This window comes from Pseudomonas hefeiensis, assembly GCF_030687835.1.
Lineage (GTDB): Bacteria > Pseudomonadota > Gammaproteobacteria > Pseudomonadales > Pseudomonadaceae > Aquipseudomonas > Aquipseudomonas hefeiensis.
On sequence record NZ_CP117449.1, the window covers coordinates 228,291 to 252,496 of the forward strand.

17 protein-coding genes and 1 pseudogene are annotated in these 24,206 nt (G+C 60.9%); 7 read left to right on the top strand and 11 right to left on the bottom strand.

The window, feature by feature from the left end; all coding sequences use genetic code 11:
• Positions 1–128 precede the first annotated feature (128 nt).
• The 3 genes from PSH57_RS01060 to PSH57_RS01070 are packed head-to-tail and all read left to right on the top strand — an operon-like array spanning position 129 to position 4,212.
• Positions 129–1,493 (top strand): cytochrome C, encoded by a 1,365-nt coding sequence (locus PSH57_RS01060; RefSeq protein ID WP_305387319.1) that lies wholly within the window; start codon positions 129–131, stop codon positions 1,491–1,493.
• Entirely contained in the window at positions 1,490–2,005 is a 516-nt protein-coding gene (locus PSH57_RS01065; RefSeq protein WP_305387320.1) for a sorbitol dehydrogenase, read from the top strand. Before PSH57_RS01060 ends, PSH57_RS01065 begins: the two co-directional genes overlap by 4 nt.
• Positions 2,002–4,212: a GMC family oxidoreductase gene (locus tag PSH57_RS01070; protein WP_305387321.1), complete on the top strand. Its 2,211-nt coding sequence runs from the start codon at positions 2,002–2,004 to the stop codon at positions 4,210–4,212. The genes PSH57_RS01065 and PSH57_RS01070 overlap by 4 nt, the downstream gene beginning before the upstream one ends.
• 132 nt (positions 4,213–4,344) lie before the next feature.
• Here PSH57_RS01070 and PSH57_RS01075 read toward each other — a convergent pair whose 3' ends face one another.
• Entirely contained in the window at positions 4,345–4,869 is a 525-nt protein-coding gene (locus PSH57_RS01075) for an Mpo1 family 2-hydroxy fatty acid dioxygenase (protein WP_305387322.1), read from the bottom strand.
• 87 nt (positions 4,870–4,956) lie between these two features.
• Here PSH57_RS01075 and PSH57_RS01080 point away from each other — a divergent pair, with 87 nt between their 5' ends.
• Positions 4,957–5,643: a Crp/Fnr family transcriptional regulator gene (locus PSH57_RS01080; RefSeq protein WP_305387323.1), complete on the top strand. Its 687-nt coding sequence runs from the start codon at positions 4,957–4,959 to the stop codon at positions 5,641–5,643.
• A 149-nt stretch (positions 5,644–5,792) separates the two neighbouring features.
• Here PSH57_RS01080 and PSH57_RS01085 read toward each other — a convergent pair whose 3' ends face one another.
• Positions 5,793–6,740: an IS110 family transposase gene (locus tag PSH57_RS01085; RefSeq protein ID WP_305387324.1), complete on the bottom strand. Its 948-nt coding sequence runs from the start codon at positions 6,738–6,740 to the stop codon at positions 5,793–5,795.
• A gap of 246 nt (positions 6,741–6,986) precedes the next feature.
• On the bottom strand, positions 6,987–7,991 hold the full coding sequence (locus PSH57_RS01090) for an AraC family transcriptional regulator (RefSeq protein WP_305387325.1): 1,005 nt from the start codon (positions 7,989–7,991) through the stop codon (positions 6,987–6,989).
• A 100-nt stretch (positions 7,992–8,091) separates the two neighbouring features.
• Between PSH57_RS01090 and PSH57_RS01095 the strand changes: the two genes are divergently transcribed.
• Entirely contained in the window at positions 8,092–9,144 is a 1,053-nt protein-coding gene (locus tag PSH57_RS01095; protein WP_305387326.1) for a fatty acid desaturase, read from the top strand.
• Positions 9,145–9,335: 191 nt separating this feature from the next.
• Here the strand turns inward: PSH57_RS01095 and PSH57_RS01100 are convergent, their stop codons facing one another.
• The 3 genes from PSH57_RS01100 to PSH57_RS01110 all read right to left on the bottom strand — a co-directional run bounded on the left by PSH57_RS01100 (position 9,336) and on the right by PSH57_RS01110 (position 13,418).
• Positions 9,336–11,840, bottom strand: coding sequence for a TonB-dependent siderophore receptor (locus PSH57_RS01100; protein WP_305387327.1), 2,505 nt, complete (start codon positions 11,838–11,840; stop codon positions 9,336–9,338).
• 86 nt (positions 11,841–11,926) lie between these two features.
• Positions 11,927–12,928, bottom strand: coding sequence for a FecR domain-containing protein (locus tag PSH57_RS01105; RefSeq protein ID WP_305416279.1), 1,002 nt, complete (start codon positions 12,926–12,928; stop codon positions 11,927–11,929).
• Positions 12,918–13,418, bottom strand: a complete 501-nt coding sequence (locus tag PSH57_RS01110; RefSeq protein ID WP_305387329.1) for a sigma-70 family RNA polymerase sigma factor — start codon at positions 13,416–13,418, stop codon at positions 12,918–12,920. The genes PSH57_RS01105 and PSH57_RS01110 overlap by 11 nt, the downstream gene beginning before the upstream one ends.
• 251 nt (positions 13,419–13,669) lie before the next feature.
• Between PSH57_RS01110 and PSH57_RS29165 the strand changes: the two are divergent.
• Positions 13,670–14,647 (top strand): annotated as a pseudogene (locus tag PSH57_RS29165) (cache domain-containing protein); the annotation flags it as partial.
• Between the two features lie 117 nt (positions 14,648–14,764).
• A complete protein-coding gene (locus tag PSH57_RS29170; protein ID WP_422766085.1) occupies positions 14,765–15,550 on the top strand; it encodes a methyl-accepting chemotaxis protein in 786 nt (261 codons plus the stop codon).
• A 1,408-nt stretch (positions 15,551–16,958) separates the two neighbouring features.
• Here PSH57_RS29170 and PSH57_RS01120 read toward each other — a convergent pair.
• The 5 genes from PSH57_RS01120 to PSH57_RS01140 all read right to left on the bottom strand — a co-directional run bounded on the left by PSH57_RS01120 (position 16,959) and on the right by PSH57_RS01140 (position 24,109).
• Positions 16,959–17,423 carry an SRPBCC family protein gene (locus PSH57_RS01120; RefSeq protein ID WP_305387331.1) on the bottom strand — a complete coding sequence of 155 codons (465 nt, stop codon included), beginning with the start codon at positions 17,421–17,423 and terminating at the stop codon, positions 16,959–16,961.
• A gap of 32 nt (positions 17,424–17,455) precedes the next feature.
• Positions 17,456–21,013 (bottom strand): amino acid adenylation domain-containing protein, encoded by a 3,558-nt coding sequence (locus tag PSH57_RS01125; RefSeq protein ID WP_305387332.1) that lies wholly within the window; start codon positions 21,011–21,013, stop codon positions 17,456–17,458.
• Between the two features lie 10 nt (positions 21,014–21,023).
• Positions 21,024–21,956, bottom strand: coding sequence for a diiron oxygenase (locus tag PSH57_RS01130; protein WP_305387333.1), 933 nt, complete (start codon positions 21,954–21,956; stop codon positions 21,024–21,026).
• Positions 21,953–22,729 (bottom strand): DUF3050 domain-containing protein, encoded by a 777-nt coding sequence (locus PSH57_RS01135; protein ID WP_305387334.1) that lies wholly within the window; start codon positions 22,727–22,729, stop codon positions 21,953–21,955. The genes PSH57_RS01130 and PSH57_RS01135 overlap by 4 nt, the downstream gene beginning before the upstream one ends.
• Before the next feature lie 687 nt (positions 22,730–23,416).
• The gene (locus tag PSH57_RS01140; protein WP_305387335.1) at positions 23,417–24,109 is read right to left on the bottom strand and encodes a GntR family transcriptional regulator; all 693 of its coding nucleotides are present in this window, start codon (positions 24,107–24,109) and stop codon (positions 23,417–23,419) included.
• Between the last annotated feature and the right edge of the window lie 97 nt (positions 24,110–24,206).

The window sequence follows — 24,206 nt, forward strand, 5'->3', positions numbered from 1 at the left end:
CGATCGGTTCTACTTTTGCACCTGTTAGCGAACCAAACCCTACCTAGACTCTGACCTGCCAGGAGGCAGTGAGAGTCTATGACGGACCGGTGTTATCTCCTGGCGTCCTGATGCCAAGGAGATCAAGTATGAGAAAGGAAGTCAGTCGGCATGGCCCGTTCGGCTGTGCATTGTTAAGCGTCTTGCTGAGCCCCTGCGCCAGCGCCGCCCCCGCCTTGTCACCGCAAATACCCTTCGATGTCACGGTTACGGAGGAACATCCCACTCTGGTCAGCCTTCAGCGCGATTTCGATGACCTGTCATGGCAAACCTTCATTGCCCTGAACTGGCCGGCGCTGGACAACGGCAATCCAAATACCGGCACCCCCATCGGCAAGCAGGATGGGGCGACGGTGTGGGAAAGCTGGAAAGAGAGCTACCAGATCTTCCGGGCCAAGGGGCAGGCGCCGCTGGCCTGGGACGCGCCGGCGACGCTTCCCGAGGCGTGCAAGTCGCTCAAGCCCGGTCGCCTGTTGCAGCAGATGGGCAAGGTGCCCGATGTGCTGGATGAGTTTATCCAGCCTTTCGAGAGCGGCCCGCTGGTGGATCAGAACGGTGCCTATACGCGTAACGAAATCGTGGTCAACCGATCGATGTTCGATTCAATTGTCGACAATGGTCTGTACAGCATCGAAGGCCAGCAGAAGTTTTTTGCCGCAAACCCAACCAACACCGTGGCTTTCAGCTGCGGCTCGACCAAGACAAAGGACGTCGGCGCGGTGATGGTGAAAGCGTCGTGGAAAGTGCTGGGCGCCAATGATCGCCCGCAGGATTTTCACACCGTCGATGCGCTGGTCTATACACCGGGAAACAGCGACCCGAGCAAAGGACCCATTGTCGGGGAGTCGTGCAAGTCCGAACCGGTGGGGCTGGTGGGACTGCACATCGTTCACAAGACCGATAGCGCCGCGCAGTGGGTCTGGTCGACCTTTGAACATGTGAAAAACGTACCCGAAAAGACCATACCCCCGGCTCAGCGGGTGGGGCCTTATCTGTTCTACAACGCTTCCAGCCAAAGCGACATCAACCAGCCGCCGCCCCGGCCATGGAATCCGGCGGTCAAGGCAACACCCTCGCAGATCGTGCGTGAGATACCGCTGACCGAGGCCACCAAAACCCTGAACGCCACCTATCAAGCCCTGTTGCGCACAGTCAATGCGCAGAGCGTCTGGGCCAACTACCAACTGATCAGTACCCAGTGGCCGTCAGATCCACCCGACACCTGCCAGGTATCGGCCGCCAATCCGTTGGGCAGTCCCGCGCCCTCGTTCCTGGCCAACGCCACGCTGGAAACCTACATCCAGGGCACCGTGCCCCAGGCGTCGTCCAGTTGCATGGCGTGCCATGGCAATGCGGCCACCCATGCCACCGAATCGCCGCGCACCAGCTTCGCGGATTTCACCTATTTGCTCGAACGCGCACAGTCCACCGGCGCGACAAGGAGTCAGCCATGAGCAGTGATCTGGACAAATTCGTGGGTCTTTCATCGGCCCTGACCGGCATTCCCGTAAACCGGTTGGCGCCGCAGATCGACCCGGTCGGTTTACCACCGATATTTCTCGACTACGTGACCCCGCGCATTACCCCTGAGGTGCTCAATGCGTTGCTGGCCCAATACACCGCGCAGGCAGCGCAAAAGCTACCCCCGGACCTGATCGCCCAAAAGGTGCTGGTGGGCACCGGGCCGCAACCGGTGATCCCGCAAACCGTGCTGGCCGCGCGGTCGATCATGAAGCTGTGGTTGCTGGGCGTCTGGTACCAACCGTATGACGCCGGGAATTTCAAAGTGGGTGAGTCGACGGTGGTCTCCGACCAGGCCTACATCTACAGCTGGGCCTGGAAAATCGCCCAGGCCCATCCGATGGGCTACAGCGAATCTTTCTTCGGTTATTGGAACGCTGAGCCATCGAGCCTTGAGGACTTGACCGGCGTACCTGCCAACGGACAGCAAGGAGCCTTGTCATGAGTACCGAACAAGCCGAAGTGGTGATCGTTGGCGCAGGACTGGCCGGTAGCATCATTGCTTACCAATTGAGCATGGCCGGAGTGGATGTGCTGGTGCTTGAGTCCGGCCCCGAGATCCCGGCCAACCGCACGCAATACCTGGAGCGGTTCTACACCGCGACGCTTAAAACCCCGGAATCGCCTTACCCACCCGTGTCGAACCTGGACACCCCGCGTAATCCGGCCGAACAGAACGCCCCACGGGCGACCATTGCCGATCTGATCCTTGGCTGGGATAAGCCTCAGGTCAGCTATTTGGTACAGAAAGGTCCGCTCCCCTTCACCAGTACCTATGAGCGCGTGGGTGGTGGGACGACCTGGCATTGGGTCGGGACATGCCTGCGCATGGTGCCGAACGATTTTCGCCTGAAGTCAAAATATGGTGTTGGGGTCGACTGGCCGATCAGCTACGACGACTTGCAAAGTGCCTATTGCCGGGCAGAGGCGGAAATCGGCGTGTCGGCCAATGTCGCCGACCAGGCGTATCTGGGCATGACGTTTCCTGAAGGCTATGAGTTTCCGATGCATAGCATTCCGCTGTCCCTGGTCGATGGCAGTTTTGTCACGGCCGTGACGGGGCAGTCTTTCGATGGCTTGCCGCTGGTTGTCAGCCCGACGCCGGCCGGGCGCAATTCCCAACCTTACGCCGGGCGCCGGGTGTGCGCCGGCAATACCAATTGCACACCGATCTGTCCGATCCAGGCCAAGTACGACGCTACCGTGACGATGAACAAGGCACTGGCCACCGGCAAAGTCCGGATACTGTACAAAACCGTGGCCAGCAAGGTGACTGTGGGGGCGGACAAAAACATCAATGGTGTGGAGTTCATCCAGTATCAGTTGGGCTACGGCCCGGCCACTGGCACTGGCGTGGCCATCGGGCAGCGTTATGTGATCGCCGCCCATGCCATCGAAACACCCAAGCTGTTGCTCAATTCCGTCAGCTCAGCCTGGCCCAAAGGCGTAGCCAACAGCAGCGGGCAGGTGGGGCGCAGCCTCGCCGACCACCCGATCTACCTGGCCTGGGGGCTGATGCCGGAAGGCAAGGCGGTATTTCCGTACCGTGGCCCTGTGTCCACAGCGGGCATTGAGAGCTTGCGTGACGGTGACTTTCGCAAGCAACGCGCGGCGTGGCGTATCGAAATTGGCAACGAGGGCTGGAACTGGCCGGCCACCGACCCATACAAAACCGTGGCTGATTTCATCGATGGCAGCAACGACGGCGGTGCCAACCCGTTGCCGCCGGCCAAAGAACCCCAGCAAGTGCTGTACGGGACAGCGCTGGTCCAGAAGCTCAACGACATATTCATTCGCCAGTTCCGGATCGGATTTCTGGTGGAGCAGGTCGAGGACGATCCTGATCACGCCAATTGCTACATCGTGCCGTCCACCGAGTACAAGGACCGGCTCGGCATTCCCCGGCCGGAAATTCACTACGACCTGTCCGCTTACACCAAGGAGGGATTCCGGCAGGCGAAGTTGTTGGCAACTCACATCATCGAGGACTTGCTCGGCGCGGTGGAGCTGACCAAACCCCTTCCGCCCGGGTTGTTCACCTACCAGGGGGTGCCTTACAGCTTCCAGGGCGCCGGGCACCTGATGGGGACCTATCGCATGGGGGATGATCCGCACAAATCGGTGGTCGACAAATACCAGCGCAGTTGGGATCACCAGAACCTGTTTCTGGTGGGCGATGGCGTCTTCCCCAGCACCGGGACCTCGAACCCGAGCCTGACCATCGCGGCGCTGTCGTTCCAGGCCGGGGATACGCTGGCCAATGACTTGCGGGCGGTGACGATGCAGGTCCAATCCAATGTCGCCTGGCAGGGCACTGGCGTGCAGGTCAACGCCGAGATTCCACGTCTGGTTCGCTACATCAGCGGACAATGGTGCGCCAGTCCGCAGGGCGGCAATGTCGATGGAAATGGCGGTTCGAGGCACATCGACTACAGCAGCTATGCCTTGCCCGGTGCCGCCGAAGGCGCCTTGATAGGTCGCGTGGGCAATGGTGGCAAGCCGTTCCTGGTGGGTGATCTGGGGCAGGTTCCGGGCGATCAGCAAGGGGAACTGCAGCTGTGCATCAACGATGACCTGACCGGGCAGCACGGGTCTGGCTTGAAAGATAACACCGGCGCGCTGACGATACGGGTCGAGTTTGGTGCGCTGTAAGGTTTGAGCGGTAATGGTCCAACTCCTGTGGGAGCGAGCTTGTGGGAGCAAGGCTTGCCCGCGATGGCATCGCCTCGGTCTATCCGTTACACCGAGGTGTTTGCATCGCGGGCAAGCCTTGCTCCCACAGATTCAGACGGCCGAACGCTGGTTGCGCAACGCCACCGGCCCGACGCGCTCCTCGATGGCCCGCTTCAGTTCGCCGCGAAGCCCCAGCAGGAAGCCCGCCTCCACCACCACGAACAGCGGCCCGACAATCAACCCGGTGAGGTCATCGACGAACGCCGGCTTGCGGCCTTCGTAATAGTGGCCGACGAACTGGATCACCCAGCCCAGCACAAACATTCCCAGGCCACTGCCCAGCCATACCAATGTGCTTTGCGCGGCGAGCACCTGGCCCAACCATAGCGCCAGGGCCAGCAGTACCGTCATCAGCACGCCCAGTCGCAGTTCCAGGCGAAGATAGAACCAGGCACTGGCTACCGCTACCAGCAGCGCCGGCGACACTAGCAGCGCGCCTACCGGCCAACCCGGCCGTGACAGCAGCACGGCGACGGCGACAAAAATCAGCGGAATGCCGATGAAGTGCGTGGCAATGTTGCGTGGGTCGCGGTGGTAGGCGGCGTATTGACTGAGATGATCAACGAGGCTTTTCATTGTTGTTCCTCCTGAGGTGATGCCTGCATGATGCCCGGGTTCCACGAGGCGTTCTGTCAGTTAGCCGACACTTGTCCCGGAGTTTCCATGAATACGCATCCCTGGCACTCGCACCTGTTGGCCGGTCACTGGTACAGCCACTTGCCCGCTGAGTTACAGAATAGTCTGTTGGGCATGTCGCGGGTGCGCCGCCTGGTACCGGGACACCGGTTGTTCCAGCGCGGTGACCCGCCCTGCGGGATGTACGCCGTATTGGAAGGCGCGGTACGGATTGGCGCAGTGAACGAACAGGGCAAGGAAGCGCTGCTCAGCGTGGTGGAGGCACCCCACTGGTTTGGTGAAATCTGTCTGTTCGATGGCCAGCCGCGCACCCATGACGCGGTGGGCGTGGGCCAGTGCACATTGCTGCACTTGCCGCAGGCGCCGTTGATGGCGTTTCTGCAAGAGCATCCAATCTATTGGCGAGATATTGCGCGGCTGATGAGCCATAAACTGCGCCTGACCTTCATCAATCTCGAACACCTGAGCCTGATGCCCGCCCCGGTCCGTGTTGCCCATCGCCTGCTGATGATCGCCGAAGGCTACGGCGAAATCGAACCGGCGCGACGGGTCTTGCAACTGCCCCAGGAGCAACTGGCGCTCATGCTCTCACTGTCGCGCCAGACCACCAACCAGATCCTCAAGGACTTGCAGGGCCAGGGCATTGTGCAGCTGGCTTATGGCGAGATTGAAATCCTGGATATCGAGCGGTTGCGGGCCCTGACCACAATCTGAGTCCGGCCCAGCACCTGTGGGAGCGGGCTTGCTCGCGAAAGCGGTGGGTCTGTTGGCTGTGCTGCGGTCTTCGCGAGCAATCCCGCTCCCACAGGGTTTGTGTGCACCACAGATCAAATGTGGGAGATTCTATGGTGCATGAATAGCCCCTAAACGCTTTTTGGCTGGTATTCACTCTGACTTTTCAGCAGAGCGAATACCACTCGGGCAAGCTTGCGCGACAACGCCACCATGGCTTGGGTCGTACTCAGCCCTCGGGCCAGTAACGCCTCATAAACCCCCTTCCATCTCTCGGTGCGCCTTGCCGACATCGCAGCGTTGTGGAGCAAGCGGCGAGCTTCCGGATCTCCTCGCTTGGTCAGGCAACTGCGCCCCTTTTTTCGTCCTGATTGCGATATACGCAGGTCCAACCCCAGAAACGCGATGAAAGCATCGGCATTTCGGAAATCTCCACGCTGAAACGATGTGATCAATCGCGCTCCGGTCAACAGGCCAATACCTTCGACTTTCATGCAGCGTTTGAGCTGCCCCAGCAATCCCGCTTCCTTGAGCTCTTCCTGGATCTTTTGTTCGACCAGCGTTTCCAGCCTTTGCATGGCGCTTACTTGGCGCTTGAACGCGGCTTTGAGCAGCGGCTCATTCGCCCAGGCTTGGCTCAGACTGACACGGGCTTGAACCACAGCCGCACGGCGCCGGAAAAGGCTTACGAGCCTGCGATACAAGGGCGATGGCGGACTCCAGGGTTTTAGCTCTTGTCCTTCGTTCTTCAGGTAACGGGCCAATAGGCGAGCATCCAGGGCATCGGTCTTGGCGCGAACGTTCACACCTTTGCGGTAGTGACTGAGCTCATAACCACCGACCATATAGATCAAGCAGCCGGCCTTGTGAGCCAGATCGGCGAACTCCAAGTGATAGATGTTGGTGGCCTCAATAGCAATATCCACCCGTGTGGACAAGGCCTTGAGCCATTTCTTGATCGCAGCTTTGGTGTTAGGGATCGTCTCGAGTTGATCTGACTCGGCGTGATACATCACCAACTCGTCCTTGGCGACATCTACACCTACGATCGGTTGGTGGATGGCGACGGGCATTGCCATTGAAAAACCTCCGGGCTAAGGTTTGAACACTTGAAGGGTTCACCCAGAGGCGCAGGCTTGTTCCTATCGTCGGTCTAGGCCAGATGCATTCTTTATCGGCGCTTGGGTGAAAGGAGGAGGGGCGAAATCTCCCACGGTCTGTACTGCGCTAACAGTCAGAAGCGAACCTTGTCCCTCCTCCTCCCTTCAAGTCCTACCATACAAGCGAGCCTGCTCGCGATTGGGCCGGCCCAGCCAACGCAAGCCCTAGCGCAAACCCTCACGAAACTGCCCCGGGGTCATTCCGGTCCAGCGCTTGAACGCACGGCTGAAGCTGCTGGCATCGGCAAAGCCCAGGAGATAACCGACTTCACTCAGTGAGCACCGCGGATCGCGCAGGTGCAGCAGCGCCAGGTTTTCCCGACACTCGTTAAGCAGCGTGTCGAAGCGGCAGCCTTCATCGGCCAAATGCCGTTGCAGGCTGCGCAGGCTCAGGTGCATGGCCTGGGCGATGCGCTCGGCGCTGGGTTCGCCTTCGGGCAGTTGGGCTTCGATAGCGGCTCGCACCTTGCGCTCCCAGGTCAGCGGCTGGAGCTGGGCGAGCGTGCGCTTGAGTACCGTCTCGTTGTGTTCGGCCAGCTCCGGGTTGGCGTCGTCCAGGTGGCTGTCGAAATCGGCGAGGTTGAATTCCAGGCAATCTTGCCCGGCGCCGAAGTACACAGGCGAACGAAACACTTTATGCCAGGGGCCGGGGTCCGTCGGTTCCGGGCGCCGCAAGTACACCGCCAGCGGTGCGTAATCGCGGCCCAGTCGGTTGCGACACGTGCGCACGTAAATCGCGGCGAATGCATCGATGGCTTCAAAGGCCGGCGTCGCCCGGCCCTGGGGCACGTCGAGCGTGAAGCGGTAACGGTCTTCGCAGCGGCTCAAGTGCAGTGTCAACGCATCGCTGACCACCGGGTGATAACGCACGATTCGCTCAAACACTTCTCGCAAGCTGCCGCTGGCCACCAGGGCGTAGCCCAACGCGTGGAACGTGGTGGGACTGACGAAGCGCGAAACCCGCAGGCCGATCGCCGGATCGCCGCTGGCCTGCACGGCCAACTCCCACAGGCGCGTGGTGGCCGAGAGCGGATAACGGGCATTCGGGTCGTCCATCCATTGCGGATCGAGCCCGGCCTCCAGACACAGGGCATGGCTGTCCAGGCCCAACGCATCAAGCTGTTTGCGCAGGGCGCGGGTCCAACTGGCGAGGGAGGTGGGTTCAGTCATGGCGATTGGCGCTTGCGGTCAACAGGTTGGCGTTTACGGCTACCACCCTAGGGGGCATCGCCCGGCAGGATGAGCACATCGATAGAAGAGGATGTAAGCCATGCACGGCACTTGCGCAAGCCCCGAGCGATTGAATGCACAACAGCGATCGGCCCATATTCGCCAGGTGGTCCTGGCCCGGGGCGAGGAGTTGCGCCAGCGCTACCCGATCCTGCGCCACCAGGATGCGTTGGGCGCGGGCATCCTGGCGTTTGCTCTGGCCGGGATGGTCGGCTCGGCGCTGCTCTACATCAACGGTCACCTGGCTGGCTGGGTGTGCCTGCTGCTCAACGCTTTTTTCGCGTCCCTGACCCACGAGCTGGAACACGATCTGATCCACAGCATGTATTTTCGCAAGCAACGCGTACCCCACAATCTGATGATGGGCCTGGTGTGGCTGGCGCGGCCCAGCACCATCAACCCGTGGATCCGCCGCCACTTGCACCTCAATCATCACAAGGTGTCCGGCAGCGAGGCTGACATGGAAGAGCGGGCCATCACCAACGGCGAGCCCTGGGGGCTGGCGCGGCTGCTGATGGTGGGCGACAACGTGATGTCGGCGTTCATTCGCCTGCTGCGGGCCAAGACCTGGGCGCACAAGCGCAGCATCCTCAAGCGCACGCTGAAGGTGTATTTCCCGCTGGCGCTGTTGCACTGGGGCGCGTGGTACGTGTTTCTCGGTTTCCATGGGGCCAACGCTGTCGCCTATCTGCTTGGCACGGCGATTGATTGGTCGGCGGCCACGCTGGCAGTGATGCATGTGATCGATATCGCGGCGGTGGTGATCATCGGCCCGAACGTGCTGCGCACCTTTTGCCTGCATTTCATCAGCTCGAACATGCATTATTACGGCGACATCGAGCCGGGCAATGTCATCCAGCAAACCCAGGTGCTCAACCCGTGGTGGCTGTGGCCGTTGCAGGCGTTCTGCTTCAACTTCGGCAGCAGCCACGGCATCCATCATTTCGTGGTCAAAGAGCCGTTCTACATCCGCCAGATGACGGTGCCGGTGGCCCACCAAGTGATGCGCGAGATGGGCGTGCGGTTCAATGATTTCGGCACGTTTGGGCGGGCGAACCGGTTTGTGCGGGAAGAGGGTGTGGTGCGGGTTTGAGACGCACCACCTTATGCATGGAGAACACACCTTGTGGCGAGGGGATTTATCCCCGCTGGGCTGCGAAGCGGCCCCAAAAAATTGGATGTAATCAGGCCTGACACACCGCGGCGCCGGGTCTTGGGGCTGCTGCGCAGCCCAGCGGGGATAAATCCCCTCGCCACAGGGGGTGTCAGATCTGGGGGAACGGGTCAGAACTGGTAACTCACCGTCGCCGCGACGTTGCGTTCTTCGCCCAGGTAGCAGTAGCTCAGACTGGCGCAGGAGGCGACGTAGGTTTCGTTGGTCAGGTTGTTAGCGTTCAGGCGCACGTCCACGCCTTTCAAGCCGACCTTGCCCAAGTCATACCCCACCGATGCGTCGAACAACGTGTAGGACGGCACCTTCATGGTGTTTTCCGCGTCGGCCCAGCTGTAGCCGACATAACGTACGCCCCCGCCCAGTCGCAGGCCATCGAGCGCGCCGCTGTCGAACCTGTAGTCCGCCCACACCGAAGCCATGTGGCGCGGGGCCTGGGTCGGTGAGTTGCCCTTGTTTTCGATGATGTCGGTGGCGGTACTCAACGTGCTGATCATCGATTTCGAATACTCGATATCGGTGAAGGTGTAGCTGCCCAGCACTTTGAGCTGCTCGGTCAGTTGCAGGTGCGCTTCCAGTTCCAGGCCCTGGGAGCGAACGGCACCGACGGCGCGGTAGAAGTTTTCCTGGGGCAGTTTGGTCGCCAGGTTCTCCTGGTCGATGCGGAACAGCGAGGCGGTGTACAGATCATCCGTGCCCGGTGGCTGATACTTCAGGCCCAGCTCCCATTGCTTGCCATCGGTCGGCGGCAGCGGGTTGCCGGCGCTGTCGGCGTAGGAGTTGGGGTTGAACGACTCGGAGTAGCTGACGTACGGCGCCAGGCCGTTGTCGAACAGGTACAGCGCGCCGGCGCGGCCAGTGAGCTTGCTGCGCTTGTCGTTGATCTCGGAGCCTTCCGGGCGGCCGAACTCAGCGATGCGGTTTTCATCCGAGGTTTGCACCCAGTCCTGACGCAGACCCAGGGAGAAACGCCATTTATCCATCTCGATCAGGTCTTGCAGGTAGACACCGGTCTGTTCCAGGCGCCGCAGGTAGCTGGTGGGGCTGAAGTAGGTGATGGCCGAGTTGCCATAGATCGGGTCGAAGGCGTTGATCGGGGCCAGGCTGCCGCTGGTCCAGTCCACCACGGTTTTGCGCCGCTGATAGTCAGCGCCCATCAACACAGTGTGCTTGGTCGCTCCGGTGAAAAATTCAGCCTGCAGCATGTTGTCGACGATGAACGAATGCAGTTTTTCTTCGGCACCGGTGTAGTAGCGGTTCAGCTCGTTGCTGGTCGGCGTGGTCCAGCCATAGGCGTAGACCTGATCATTGGTGACCTGGGAGTCCAGGTAACGGAAGTTCTGGCGGGCGGTGAAGACATCGTTGAAGCGGTGTTCGAACTGGTAGCCGAATGACTGCTGATCACGTTCATAACCATCGACGCCCGGCTCGCCTTCGAAGAAGTTTTCCGAGATACGCTTGCCGTTGTGCTGATGCAAGGTGCCGTCGGCCGGCATGCCGCCGTGATAACCACCGTCGGGGTCGTGCTGCAGATAGGCCTGAAGTGTCAGCGACGTGTCTTCGGTAAAGTCGATGCTCAGCGTGGGGGCGAGGGCAAAGCGCTTTTCCTTGTTGTGGTCGAACTGGGTGTCGGACGTATCCGCCAGGCCCACCAGGCGATAGGCGATGCGTTTGTCTTCATCCACCGGTCCTGTGAAGTCGAAGCCCATGCCGCGTTGGCCCTGGGTGCCGACCGTGGCCTGGATCTGGTGATAGGCCTCGTACAGCGGCTTTTTGCTGGTGAGCGCCACCAGGCCACCGGGGGAGCTGCGACCATAGAGCACCGAGGACGGGCCTTTGAGAATGTCGACCCGCTCCAGGAAGTACGGATCGACTTGCATGGAGCTATAGGTGCCGCTGTCGCCCATGGACTTGAGGCCGTCGAGGTAGATGTTGTCCACCGAGCCATCGTTGAAGCCGCGCATCGCTACGTAGTCGTAGCGATGAGTCGCGCCGTAGGGGTTGGTCAATACCCCTGGGGTGTAGCGCATGGTCTGGGACACGGTTTGCGCGCCTTGGTCGTCCATTTGCTCGCGGGTCACCACGGAGACGCTTTGCGAGGTTTCCCGCAGGGCGGTACTGGTCTTGGTGGCGATCTGGCTGTGGGTGGCGTTGTAGCCTTCCATGCTGCCCAAGGCGTTACCCAGGGCAAACCCCTTGATGTCGGTGGTCGGCAGCGCCAAAGTGCCGCCCGAAGCCTCGGCTTGCAGCACATAGCTGCTGCCATCCTGGCTGACGGCGGTCAGCCCCGAACCGCTGAGCAGATGGCTCAGGGCCTGGCCCGTCGAATATTCGCCGTGCAGTCCCGGGGACTGGACCCCGCCTGTTTGCTGCGGGGTGCTTGCCAGGGTGATGCCCGCCTGGCGGGCGAACTGGTTCAGCACGTCGCTCAGAGGGCCGGCGGCAATGTTGTAGCTCTGGCGCGCGGTGGTGACACCGTCTGGCGCCGCGATTGCGAACATCGGTACGGCGCCCGCACTCAGCACCGTGCAGAACAGTGCAGCGCGGATGGCATGGCGCAACAGGCCTGTTTGCGAGGAGCAGCCAAAGGGAGTGTTGAGGTTTACGCGCTCAGTCATTGTGGGTTTCCGTTGGAGTCGCTAAGGGCAGATAAGCGTTGCTTACTGTCCTAGCCGGACTTGCGCGCAAAACCCGCCAAAAAAAATCAAACCGACTCTTGCACCGTGACCCACCAGCGGGTTCGATAGCGTAATTGCACGGGGAGCGTGCGCGGCAGGACGGCCAGCAACTTGTCGGTGTCTTCCAGGCGGAAAACGCCTGACAAACGCAGGTCCGCAATCGACGCGGCGCATTTCAGATAGCCCTGGCGGTAACGTCCTACCTCGTTGAGGAAGTCCTCCAGACGCATGTTGCGCGTGATAATCAACCCATCCGCCCAGGCGCCGACGTCCATATCCAGCGGCGGCGCCAGGGTCGCTGTCGATGAGCTGAGCAGATAGCTCTGCCCGGCGCTCACCTGTAGCGCAGCACCATCACCGCCGCGGTGCGAAAGGATCGCGACCCTGCCACGGGTGACGCTCAGGCGTGTGCAGTCATTGTCCTGTCGCACCACGAAGCGCCCGTCCAGCCCTTCGAACAGGCCATGTCGGCTGCGCACCAGCAACGGCCGCTCGGGATCGTGACCGCAAGTGAGCATGATTTCACCCCGCGTCAGGCTGATCAGGCGATGCTCGGTGGTGTAGTCCAGGTCGGCCGCGCTGTCAGTGTTCAGTTCTAGCCGCGTACCGTCCGGCAACTGGAAGCCTCGGTGTTCGCCGGTGGCAGTGGCGAAATCCGTGTTCCACGGCTGCCAGTCCAGATCCTTGCCCAGCCAGGCGGCGGAGCCTAGCAGCGCCACCCCCGACAACAGTTTCAAGGCCTGACGCCGGCCGAGTCGCTGAGCGCTGTTTTCCAGGGTGTCGAGAGCGACGTGGGCACCGGGGACCGCCCTCAGGTTCGAGGTCAATTCACTGTGCAGCGATTGCACCCGCTGCCAGGCCAATTCGTGTTCGTGATGGGCGGCGCGCCAGACCTCGCATTGTTGGCGCAAGGCCGGATTGGCAGCATGGTTGCGCAGGCGCAGCAGCCAGTTGATCGCTTGCCTGACTACCTGTTGGGATGGGCCGCTGCGTCGATTCAACACGTCATCCACAGGCTCAGCTTTCATAGCGCAACACATAGCAGTGATACAGCGCATCGGCGACGTATCGTTCCACCGAGCGCAAGGAAATGCCCATCTGCTCGGCAATCTGCTTGTACGTCAGGCCTTCGCACTGGGCCAGCAGAAATGCCCTGCGTACTTTCGGCTTCAGGCCCTCCAGCATTCTGGCGATGGCTTCCAGCAACTCCAGGATCAAGGCCTGGGCTTCGGCGTCGGGGGCTTGGGCGGGTGGCAGGTGGGCGATGGTTTCGAGGTAGGCGCGTTCGATTTCTTCCCGGCGCCAATGATCGATTACCAGGCCTTGGGCGATGGTGCGTAGAAAGGCGCGGGGCGACTTGAGCTCCAGGCGTTCGGTGCGTTGTAGCAGGCGCACGAAGGTGTCCTGGGCCAGGTCCGCTGCGTCGGCAGCATTGCCCAAGCGGCTGCGCAGCCATGTGTGAAGCCAGCCGTGATGGTTGCTGTAGAGCGCCTGTACTGCAAACTCGGGAGATGACATGAACGCGAAGGCCTGGATATCACAAATGATAATAGGTCGCATTGTCATCATGGGTCAGTGAATTTGCAACCTCCGTTCGACGCGCCGTGTCCTTCCGTCGTCCATTTGTTCAAAGGGCTAATATTTTCTTAACTTTTGCCGACAGCGTTGTATGCGTGCACCAAAGTGGAGCAGACCAAAAGTTCGCCCGCGCTGTGACATGAATGCTGCAATCGGAATGCACCCCCACTCCCTGCATAAGAAGCCTGTCGATGAATCTGAAGTTCAGTCATAAAATCCTTCTGGCCGCCTCTGGTGTGGTCGTTCTGGCTTTTGCCTTGTTCACGCTCTACAACGATTATCTGCAACGAAAAACCATTGGCAGCAGCCTCGAATCCTCCATCCAGCAGTCCGGCGACCTGACGGCCAGCAGCGTCCAGAACTGGATGAGCGGCCGGGTGCTGGTGCTGGAAAACCTGGCGCAGAATATTGCGTACCAGGGCGCGGGTGCCGATCTGCCGGGGCTGGTGGATCAGCCGGCGCTGACGTCGAATTTCCAGTTCACTTACGTGGGCCAGGCCAACGGCGTCTTCACCCAGCGCCCTGACGCAAAAATGCCCGACGGCTACGACCCGCGCCAGCGCCCCTGGTACAAACAGGCAGTCACCATCGATCAAACCATGCTGACCCCGCCCTACCTGGCAGCGGTCGGCGGTCTGGTGGTGACCATCGCCCTGCCGGTGAAGCACAACGGTGAGCTACTTGGTGTGGTGGGTGGCGACCTGAGCCTGGAAACCCTGGTGAAAATCATCAACTCCGTGGATTTCGGCGGCATCGGCCATGGGTTTCTGGTCAGCGGCGACGGTCAGGTCATCGTCAGCCCGGACAAGGACCAGGTGATGAAGAACCTCAAGGACATCTATCCTGGTACGCCAGTGCGCATCGAGAAAGGCATCCAGGAGGTTGAGCTCAATGGGCAGGATCGTATTCTTTCGTTTACCCCCGTCACGGGCCTGCCGAATACCCAGTGGTACATCGGTCTGTCGATCGACAAGGACAAGGCCTACGCACCGCTGAGCCATTTCCGTACCTCGGCGCTGATTGCGATGTTTGTGGCGGTGGCAGCCATTGCATTGTTGCTGAGCCTGTTGATCCAGGTGTTGATGCGTCCGTTGACCACCATGGGGCGCGCCATGCAGGACATCGCCCAAGGTGAAGGCGACCTGACCCGGCGTCTGGTCGTACAGGGCAAGGATGAGTTCGCTGAGCTGGGGAGTTCATTCAACCAGTTCGTGGAACGGATTCACGCGTCGATCTCGGAAGTGTCTTCCGCTACTCGGCAGGTGCATGACTTGTCGCAGCGGGTGATGACTTCGTCCAATGCCTCGCTCATTGGCTCCGACGAACAGAGCGCCCGCACCAACAGCGTGGCAGCGGCTATCAACCAGTTGGGCGCCGCGACCCAGGAAATCGCCCGCAATGCTGCCGACGCCTCGCAACAGGCCAGCGGCGCCAGCGAGCAGGCCGATGACGGACGCCAGGTGGTGGAAAAAACCATTCAGGCGATGACCGAGTTGTCGCAAAAGATCAGTCTCTCGTGCACCCAGATCGAAACCCTGAACACCAGCACCGACAACATCGGGCATATTCTGGACGTGATCAAAGGCATCTCTCAGCAAACCAACCTGCTGGCGCTGAACGCCGCCATCGAAGCAGCCCGTGCCGGTGAAGCCGGGCGCGGGTTTGCGGTGGTGGCCGATGAAGTGCGCAACCTGGCGCACCGCACCCAGGAGTCGGCGGAAGAAATCCACAAGATGATCACCTCGCTCCAGGTCGGCTCCCGTGAAGCGGTGACCACGATGAACGCCAGCCAGCTTTCCAGCGAAGAAAGCGTGGAAGTGGCCAACCAGGCTGGCCTGCGACTGGTCAGCGTGACGCAGCGCATCGGCGAAATCGACGGGATGAACCAGTCGGTGGCCGCGGCCACCGAAGAACAGACCGCCGTGGTGGAAACCCTCAACATGGACGTCAGCCACATCAACCTGCTGAACCAGCAAAGCGTCGCCAACCTCAATGAAACCCTGAGGGATTGCGATGCCTTGTCGCAACAGGCCAATCGCCTGAAGCAGTTGGTGGACAGCTTCAAGATCTGACCTCCGCCGACATCACCGCCAACCGTGCCACCGCTTTCGCGAGCAAGCCCGCTCCCACAGGGGATTTGTGGTGGATGGGGATCTGCGAACGACTCGGGAAATTGTGGGAGCAAGGCTTGCCGGCGATGACGGTGGCAAAGTCGGCAGTGATGCAAGCTGACCAACCGCTTTCGCGAGCAAGCCCGCTCCCACAGTGGATTTGTGGTGGATGGGGATCTGCGAACGACTCGGAAAACTGTGGGAGCAAGGCTTGCCCGCGATGACGGTGGCAAAGCCGGCAGTGATGCAAGCTGACCCACCGCTTTCGCGAGCAAGCCCGCTCCCACAGGGGATTGGTGGTGGATGGGGATCTGCGAACGACTCGGAAAACTGTGGGAGCAAGGCTTGTCGGCGATGACGGTGGCGCATCCGGCAGTGATGCAAGCTGACCCACCGCTTTCGCGAGCAGGCTCGCTCCCACAGGGGATTTGTGGTGGATGGGGATTTGCGAACGACTCGGAGAACTGTGAGAGCAAGGCTTGCCCGCGATGACGGTGGCGCATCTGGCAGTGATGCAAGCTGACCCACCGCTATCGCGAGCAAGCCCGCTCCCACAGGGGATCTGTGGTGGATGGGGATCTGCGAACGACTCGGGAAATTGTGGGAGCAAGGCTTGTCGGCGATGACGGTGGCGCATCTGGCAGTGATGCAAGCTGACCCACAGCTATCGCGAGCAAGCCCGCTCCCACAGGGGGTTGGTGGTGGATGAGGATCTGCGAACGACTCGGAAAGCTGTGGGAGCAAGGCTTGCCCGCGATGACGGTGGCGCATCTGGCAGTGATGCAAGCTGACCCACCGCTTTCGCGAGCAAGCCCGCTCCCACGGGGATTTGTGGTGGATGGGGATCTGCGAACGACTCGGAAAACTGTGGGAGCAAGGCTTGCCCGCGATGACGGTGGCGCATCTGGCATTGATGCAAGCTGACCCACCGCTTTCGCGAGCAGGCTCGCTCCCACGGGGATCTGTGGTGGATGGGGATTTGCGAACGACTCGGAAAACTGTGGGAGCAAGGCTTGCCCGCGATGACGGTGGCGCATCTGGCAGTGATGCAAGCTGACCCACCGCTTTCGCGAGCAAGCCCGCTCCCACGGGGATTTGTGGTGGATGGGGATTTGCGAACGACTCGGAAAACTGTGGGAGCAAGGCTTGCCCGCGATGACGGTGGCGCATCTGGCATTGATGCAAGCTGACCCACCGCTTTCGCGAGCAGGCTCGCTCCCACAGGGGATTGGTGGTGGATGGGGATTTGCGAACGACTCGGAAAGCTGTGGGAGCAAGGCTTGCCGGCGATGACGGTGGCGCATCTGGCGGTGATGCAAGCTGACCCACCGCCATCGCGAGCAGGCTCGCTCCCACAGGGGAGTGGTGTTTACTTGAAGATCACTTGCACATTCCCCATCGCCTCATTGGCAAACCCTTGCAGGAAGTCCCGGAAGCCGGACGGGGTATGTGCATCGGTGTGGTCGGCGATGATGGTCCAGGTGGCGCGGCAGCGATTGTCCGCCAGGGGCTCGACGCGCATTGCCGCCCAAAGGTTGTCGATGCCCAGGGTGTTGTAGATCAGCGTCCAGGTCATCTGCATGGCCTGGTCATCGCGGCTGTTGAGCTGTTCCACCACCAGGTTCTGCCCGTCGCGGAAAAACTTCTTGCGCAGGGACCTCGCGCCCTCGCCAGTCATTTCGATGTGCTCAAGTGCCGGGATGAATTGATCGAACCCCGCAAAGTTGCCTACCACAGCCCAGACGCTCGCCGCGTCGGCGGGTACTTCCACTGACGTTTCGACGTGGCAGGCGAGGGGGTTCTTGATCAAGGTGTCGGGTTGAAAAGCATTCATGGTCTTGCTCCTTTTTTACAGTTGAGGGTGCTTCAGATGAAATCGATGGCCTTGAGGTAGTCGGCGCCGCGACGCAGCAGGGCCGGGGATTTTTCCGGGTAGCGGGCACCCATCTGCCGTACGCCGGCCCGGGCATTGGCGTGGTTGATCAACGAGATGTCGCCGATGTCTTCCTCGAAGCCGTTGAGGTAGAAACCCAGTACGCCGAACAGCGCATTGTCAGCATCGACCCGGCCCAGTTGCCGTTGCCAGTCAGCAATGCTGACCAGCGAGAACTCCCGGCCACTGTCACGAAACGACGCCACATAAGCGTCCCAGCTCAAAGGCTCGGGGTTGTGCAGGTTGAACACCGCCTGCGTCGGCTGATAGCGACTGGCGTGGAAGGCTATGAAACGCGCCAGGAAGTCCACCGGCATCAGGTCGAAATTGAGCGACAGTTCCGGCACCTGACCAAGCTGGATCGAGCCCTTGAGCATCAGCATCAGCCGGTTTTTGTGGGGCTGGCAGACCCCGGTCAGGCTGTTGAAACTGATGTTGCCGGGGCGCAGCAAATTCACCCACACCCCGCGCTCGCGGGCTCGTTGCAGGATCCGCTCACCAACCCATTTGGACAGGTTGTAGCCGTTCTTGATGTAGATCGGTGGCGTCTTGGCGGCGGGCTGCTCCAGGACCTGGCCGTCGGCATCCAGAGCACTGGACGCCGACAACGTGGAGACGAAGTTGAAGATCTTCTTGCTGCGCCCTTCACACAGGCGCAGGCATTCGAAGATCGGCTCCACGTTGTCCCGCGCCAAAGACTCGTAGTCGAGCACATGATTGACGTGAGCGGCGTTGTGGACCAATGCGCCGAAGCTGCGGTCGATGCGGGCATAGACATCGCCTGGCAAACCCAATTGCGGTTGGGTGATGTCGGCGGCGTAAACACTGACGCGGCTCAGGTCCAGGTGGTTCAGGCGATTGTCCTGCAAGGCCTGGGCGAAACGTTCGGCCGCGCTTTGTCCACCGGACTCGCGCACCAGGCACGCAACTTCTGTGGCCCCCCAGGCCAGCAAGGCTTCGACAATGTGTACCCCGAGAAAACTGTTGGCGCCGGTAACCACCACCTTGTGCACATCACCACATTGGCTGACAGGCAGCGGCTCGAGATTGAGTTCCGCCTCGGCATCGATCAACGCCTGGGGGCTGAGGGTCGATGCGCTGGTTTGCTCAGGATCGTCGAGCAACCTCGCCAGGGTCATCAGCGTGGGCGCTTCGATGAAGCGATTGATCGACAGGCTGCGCCCGAAGGCCTCGCGAATCCCCAGCAGCAGTTGCGACAGCAGGATCGAATGGCCACCGAGATTGAAAAAACTCTCGTCGGTGGCGATGTCGTCGACCGGCAGCTCCAATAACTCGGCCCACAGTTGCCGCAACTGTGTTTCCAGAACGTTCTGCGGTTGGCGTCGCTGGCTGCCGACCTGCACTTGCACCGCTGTGGCCAGCAAGGCCCGGCGATCGACCTTGCCGTTGCTGGTGTAGGGCAGGTTGGGCAATTGCACGTAGGCCGCTGGGTGCATGTAGCTGGGCAGCGCGTTTTGTACATGCTCGCGCAAAGCCTGGAGGGCGGCGCCGGCCTGCTCTTCCCGGGGGTGAACCAGAAACGCCAGGATCCGCCGCCGTTCATCGACCCCCACCGCTACTTGGCGAAACAACTGGCTGTCGCGCAGGCAATGCTCGATTTCCTCGGGTTCGACCCGAAAGCCACGGATCTTCACCTGGTTATCGCGTCGGCCGCACAGTTCGATGCCGTTGTCGGTCCATTGGGCGATATCGCCAGTGCGATACACCCGCAGCGTTGGCCCGCCGGGCAGCGTCAGGTTGAGGTAGCGGCTTGCGGTCAGCGCCGGGTCGTTCAGGTAACCGAGGCCGACCCCAGGTCCGGCGATGTACAGCTCGCCCGGTGTGCCTTGGGGGACCGGCTGCAGTTGTTCGTCCAGGATCAGCACCCGGCCATTGGCGATGGGCACGCCGAGGTTGCGGTTGTTGTCACCGACACCGAATTGCCGAGTGGTGGCCAGCACCGTGGTTTCGGTCGGGCCGTAAATGTTGTGGAAACGGCACTGTGGTGCGAGCTGTTCGATCACGAACGGCTCACAGACATCGCCGCCGGTAATCAAATGCTCCAGCCCCAACGGTTCATCCAGCGGCATCACGCTCAGCAGGGCGGGCGGCAGGAAAGCGTGAGTGACGCGCTGTTGCTGAATCAACGCCACCAGTTGCTGCGGATCGCGACGCTGGTCTTCGCTGGGCACCACCAGCGTCGCACCCTGGATGAAGGTCGGCAGGATATCCAGCAGCGATGCGTCAAAGTTGATGGTGGAGAACTGCAATGCCCGGCTGTCGCGCTGCAACCGGACATAGTCGCTATACCAGGCGCAGAAATGGCTGAGGTTGCGATGACTGAGCAACACGCCTTTGGGCTGGCCGGTGGTGCCGGAGGTGTAGATCGCCACGGCCGGTTCGTCGCTGTCCACCACGCGGCGGATCAACGAGGCCGGGATGCCTGGCGTGGGCGAAGGCAGCCGATGGACATTCAGCGTTGGCAACGACAGGTCGCCCAGGTCGCTGTCTCCGTCGTGCAGCAGCAGGTCGGCCTGGGCATTTTCCAGGATGAAGCGTCGACGTTGTGCCGGATGCTGCGGGTCCAGCGGCAGGTACACCGCCCCACAACCCAGCACCGCCAGGATTGCCGCGTACAGGTGCGCGGACTTGGGCAGGCACACGCCGATCACCTTGTGGGAGGAAGGCCTGTGGGAGGAAGGCTTGCCCCCGATGAACGATGATGCGGTTTGCTTGAGAGCATCGGTGTCTTCATCGCGGGCAAGCCTGGCTCCCACAGATTCCTTTACAGGTCCTTTCCCAAGTTCCCACCCAGGTCCGGCGCTCTTCAGCATTTGCAGCATCGGCTGTTGCAACCTCAGCGCCAGGCGGCGCAAGGACTTGTAGTCGATGAGTTGTCCGTCGACCCACAGGGCCGGTTGCGTCGCGTCGTCGAGCATGCGCGATTCGATGCTGTGCATCACCGGCACGTCGGCGGCGGCCAGCAGCCAGGGCACCGGCGGCCGATTGAGGCCGTGCTCGAACGCCAGCGGCTCCAGCGCATCGAGCCCGAGCAGCGGTTGGTCGACAGCGTCAGCGTGCACTGTCGGCCAGTGATCGACGCAGGTGTCATCCCGGGATAACTGGCTGACCAGCCGTGCGCCGGTCTCGACCAGCGTCGCCAGCGTACGCTGGCGCAAGGACTGACCATTGCCATCGCGTTGCGGCGCAATCACTTCCTGGCACAACAACCGCTGCGCACTGTCGCGGAATATCACCACCGGTTGTGGCAATACCTCGCCGGGTAGCGTGCGCAGCGCCACGCGCACCTGGAGGTATGAGCGGGCGTCAATGGCCCGCGATGTCGTACCGTCGTCGATCAACAGGTCGATCGCGCCGTGGCTGGCCGGCGATTGCCGATCCACCACACCGTGGCCGTGCAGTTCGAGCTCCCGGGCCAGGTCGGTCATGGCCTGGCTTGTGCCAGACACTGCAATTTCGAGGCGTCTCATGGGCGGATCCTCATGGGGTCAGGTAGTCGGCCAGGGCGTCACGCACGCAGGGGGACGCCAGCATCGAGCTGCTGCGAAAAAAGCGCGTGATATTGCCCACCAACGGGTGAAAGCGATTGATGGGATACGCCAGCGCACTGGCCTCTTCACGCATTGACTGGCGCACCGATTCGTCGACGGGCAGGTGTGCGATCAGCTGGAAATCGAACGCCTGTTGCAGGTCGCTCGCCAGGTACTGGCTGATGAAGCCGGGCATCAATCGCGCAATCGCATCACGGTCAGCTTCGGGCGCGCTGCGCCAGTAGATTTGCACCAGTCGCGTCCAGAAACCGGAGTGCCGCCCCTCATCCAGCAAGTGGTCGGCCATCAGGCCCTTGATCGAAGCCTTGACCGAGTCATCCCGGGCGAATGCCGCCACCTCGTTGGTCACGGTGTTCTCGGCAATGGCGATGCAAATCAGCTCCACGGCGCTGCGCAGATGCTCTGGCGCCTGGGCCAGCGTCGCCGGTATGGCGCGGCTGAGCTCGATCTGATCGGGCAAGGGGATCGGCGCAATGCCGGTCATGTCGATGGTCTGCTGCATGAAGTCCATCGCCACCAGTGCGTGGTAATCCTCGTCCACCACCACCGTCATTGCGTCGTAGCGGCAGGCGAACGGGAACTCGATGCCGAAGCTGTTTTTAGCGATGCGCCGGGCGGTGTGGTCCACCAGCTCAGTCTCGAAGATCACCACATCGTTGATGAACTTGTAGAGGCTCTGCACCAGCACAAAATCGCGCAGTTGCGGGCAGTGGCTGAGGAAGGTCTGGCTGTGTACCAGGGGTTGACGGCTCATGGGGAAGATCAACTTGTCGTCGTCTTCGACCCGGCGCCGTGGCCGGGTGCGGATGGTGGCGCGGCTTTCCCAGGCGTCGGCGAAGGATTGGTATTCGACGGCGTTCATGGCGCCACCTGCGCAAGCGGTTGGGCCATGCTCTGGCGTAACCCGTCCCACAGCGCGGTGCGGCTTTGGACGGCGGCGAGTGCGGCGGCCAGCACCTCGGTTTCGCGCTGCGGGTCGCCATCGATCAGCCGGGCCAAGAGCTTTTCCGCTGCGGGGCCGTGGTCTTCGGAATCGACTTCGATGTGCCGCTGCAGGTAATAACGAAACGTCGGCGCCTGATCCAGGCCGATGCCCCAGGCGTCCAGCATGCGCTGGAACATCTGCGGGATGACGCTCTCGCGACCGTGCACGAAGGCGGCGGCCACGCTGTGGGCCGGTGCGTGCAGCGCCGTTTGCAGCGTCTGGCGGACGAACCGGGCCGCCGCCGGCTCTACCTCGACGCTCTCCAACGCCGTCTCGGGACTGACGCCTTCCTGTTGCAGGGTGATGAACTGCTCAATCGCGCGGGTATCGGCGCCAACCTCGCGCATGGCGTCCAGGTACAGTTCGAAGTGGCTGCAATAGCCGGCTCCGGGGCGATCATCGGATTCCTCGCCCAGGACGATTTCGTTGATCAAGCGTGCAGCGTGTGGGTCGGCTGGCGGCAGCCAGGGCAGGTGGACGCAGGTCAGCTCCCGTTGCAGCCGTTTGGTCAGTGACATGAAGTCCCACACGGCAAAGACATGGCTTTGCATAAAGCGGCGTAACAGATCGATTGATGTTATTTCGGAAAAAACCGGGTGTTGGCCAAGGGCGTGTTTTTTCAGAGATAGTTGTTCTTTGGTAGGCAGCATCGGAACGTCCTCATCAATGATGTTTATTCGGAAAAGTCACCCGGGCTTTAATAAAAGCGAGCGGGTGCCTGAACCGGAGTCCATAAGTTTTGAAAGTATTGAAATGCTCGTCTTAACTACGCATTTATGGCGTGTGAGCAAGGTTTTTCAGGCCTCGGCCATAAACGTAAGCGGTCGATAACAACTCGACGGATAAAAAACTAATACACCGAACAAGTAAGCGGCAAGTGATTTTTTAATTATTTAAAGGGGGTTATTTATTGGGCGCGAAGAGGGATGTTAAAACTTTTAATGCAAGTTTTATTCAGGCGAAGCCGCTCCTTCCGATAAAGAAGTATCAGAATCGAAGAAGTTGAGTGAATGCCTCACTCGGAGCACTTCAGGGGACAGGGAAATAAGAAGTTGTTGTTTTATGGGGGGGACATCGGTCGGACTTCCGATCATCCCGCCGGTTGGGCGATGCTCCTTGCATGTTGGCTTCGATTCGCCCGGCTGCGGCCAGGCGCTGACTTCTTCAGGTCTGTTTTTTAATCGACAAACGCAAGAGTGAGCCCAAATCGATGGCAGTGCCATTGAACTGATGGGGCGACAAGGCACGGCAATGCTCGGGCCTCGTCGGGCAGGCGAGAAGCTGGGTAGGAGGGATGTGTAAGAAAGTGATACGCCGGCTGGGACGCCGGCGCAGTTTCAACGGCTTTGCTGTTGTTCCAGATAGCGCCGGATGGTGACGCAGGCTTTTTCCAGATGCAGCTCCAGCAGGGCAACCGCTCTGTCGATGTCCTGGGCCGTAGCGGCCTCCAGCAGCGCGCGATGATCGTCCTGGGTCAGTTTGCCCAAGCCCATGGACGACAGATGAAAGCGCAAGAAGCGTTCTTCCTCATTGAGCTCGCGCTCGATCAGGTCCAGCAGTTTGCTGTTGGGTGCCTTGTGATAAAGCGACATGTGAAACAGCCGGTTGAGCCTGCCGATTTCAGCGTGGTCGGTTTGGGCTTCCAGTTGCTCGATGTAATGGCCGGCCAGGGCCAGGTCCTCGGCATCGAGGAGAGGAATGGACAGGCGCAATGCGAAAGATTCAAGGACCGAACGCAGGGCGTAGGTCTCGATCGCATTGTTGGTGATCAACGGGGCCACCACGGCGCCTTTGTGCTGAACCACATTGAGCAGTGATTGCGCCTCGAGCTGGCGCAAGGCCTCGCGTACCGGCATGCGGCTGACGCCGAACAGGTCGGCCAGTTCCTGCTGGCGCAGGGCGGTGCCGCACGGCAAGCGCCCGTCGAGAATGGCCTCACGTAGGGATTCTTCGATGATGGAGCGTGCCTGGGCAGCGGGAATGGGCCCGTTGATCTGGATAGTACTTAGCGGTTTGGGCTTCTGTGTCACGACAACGCACCCTGACTGGTAGTAACAAAAATTGGATCCAAGCCAACGTTAGTTACAGATTGCCAAGCCGTCAAAATCTCGCGGCCCCGGTTCCTGA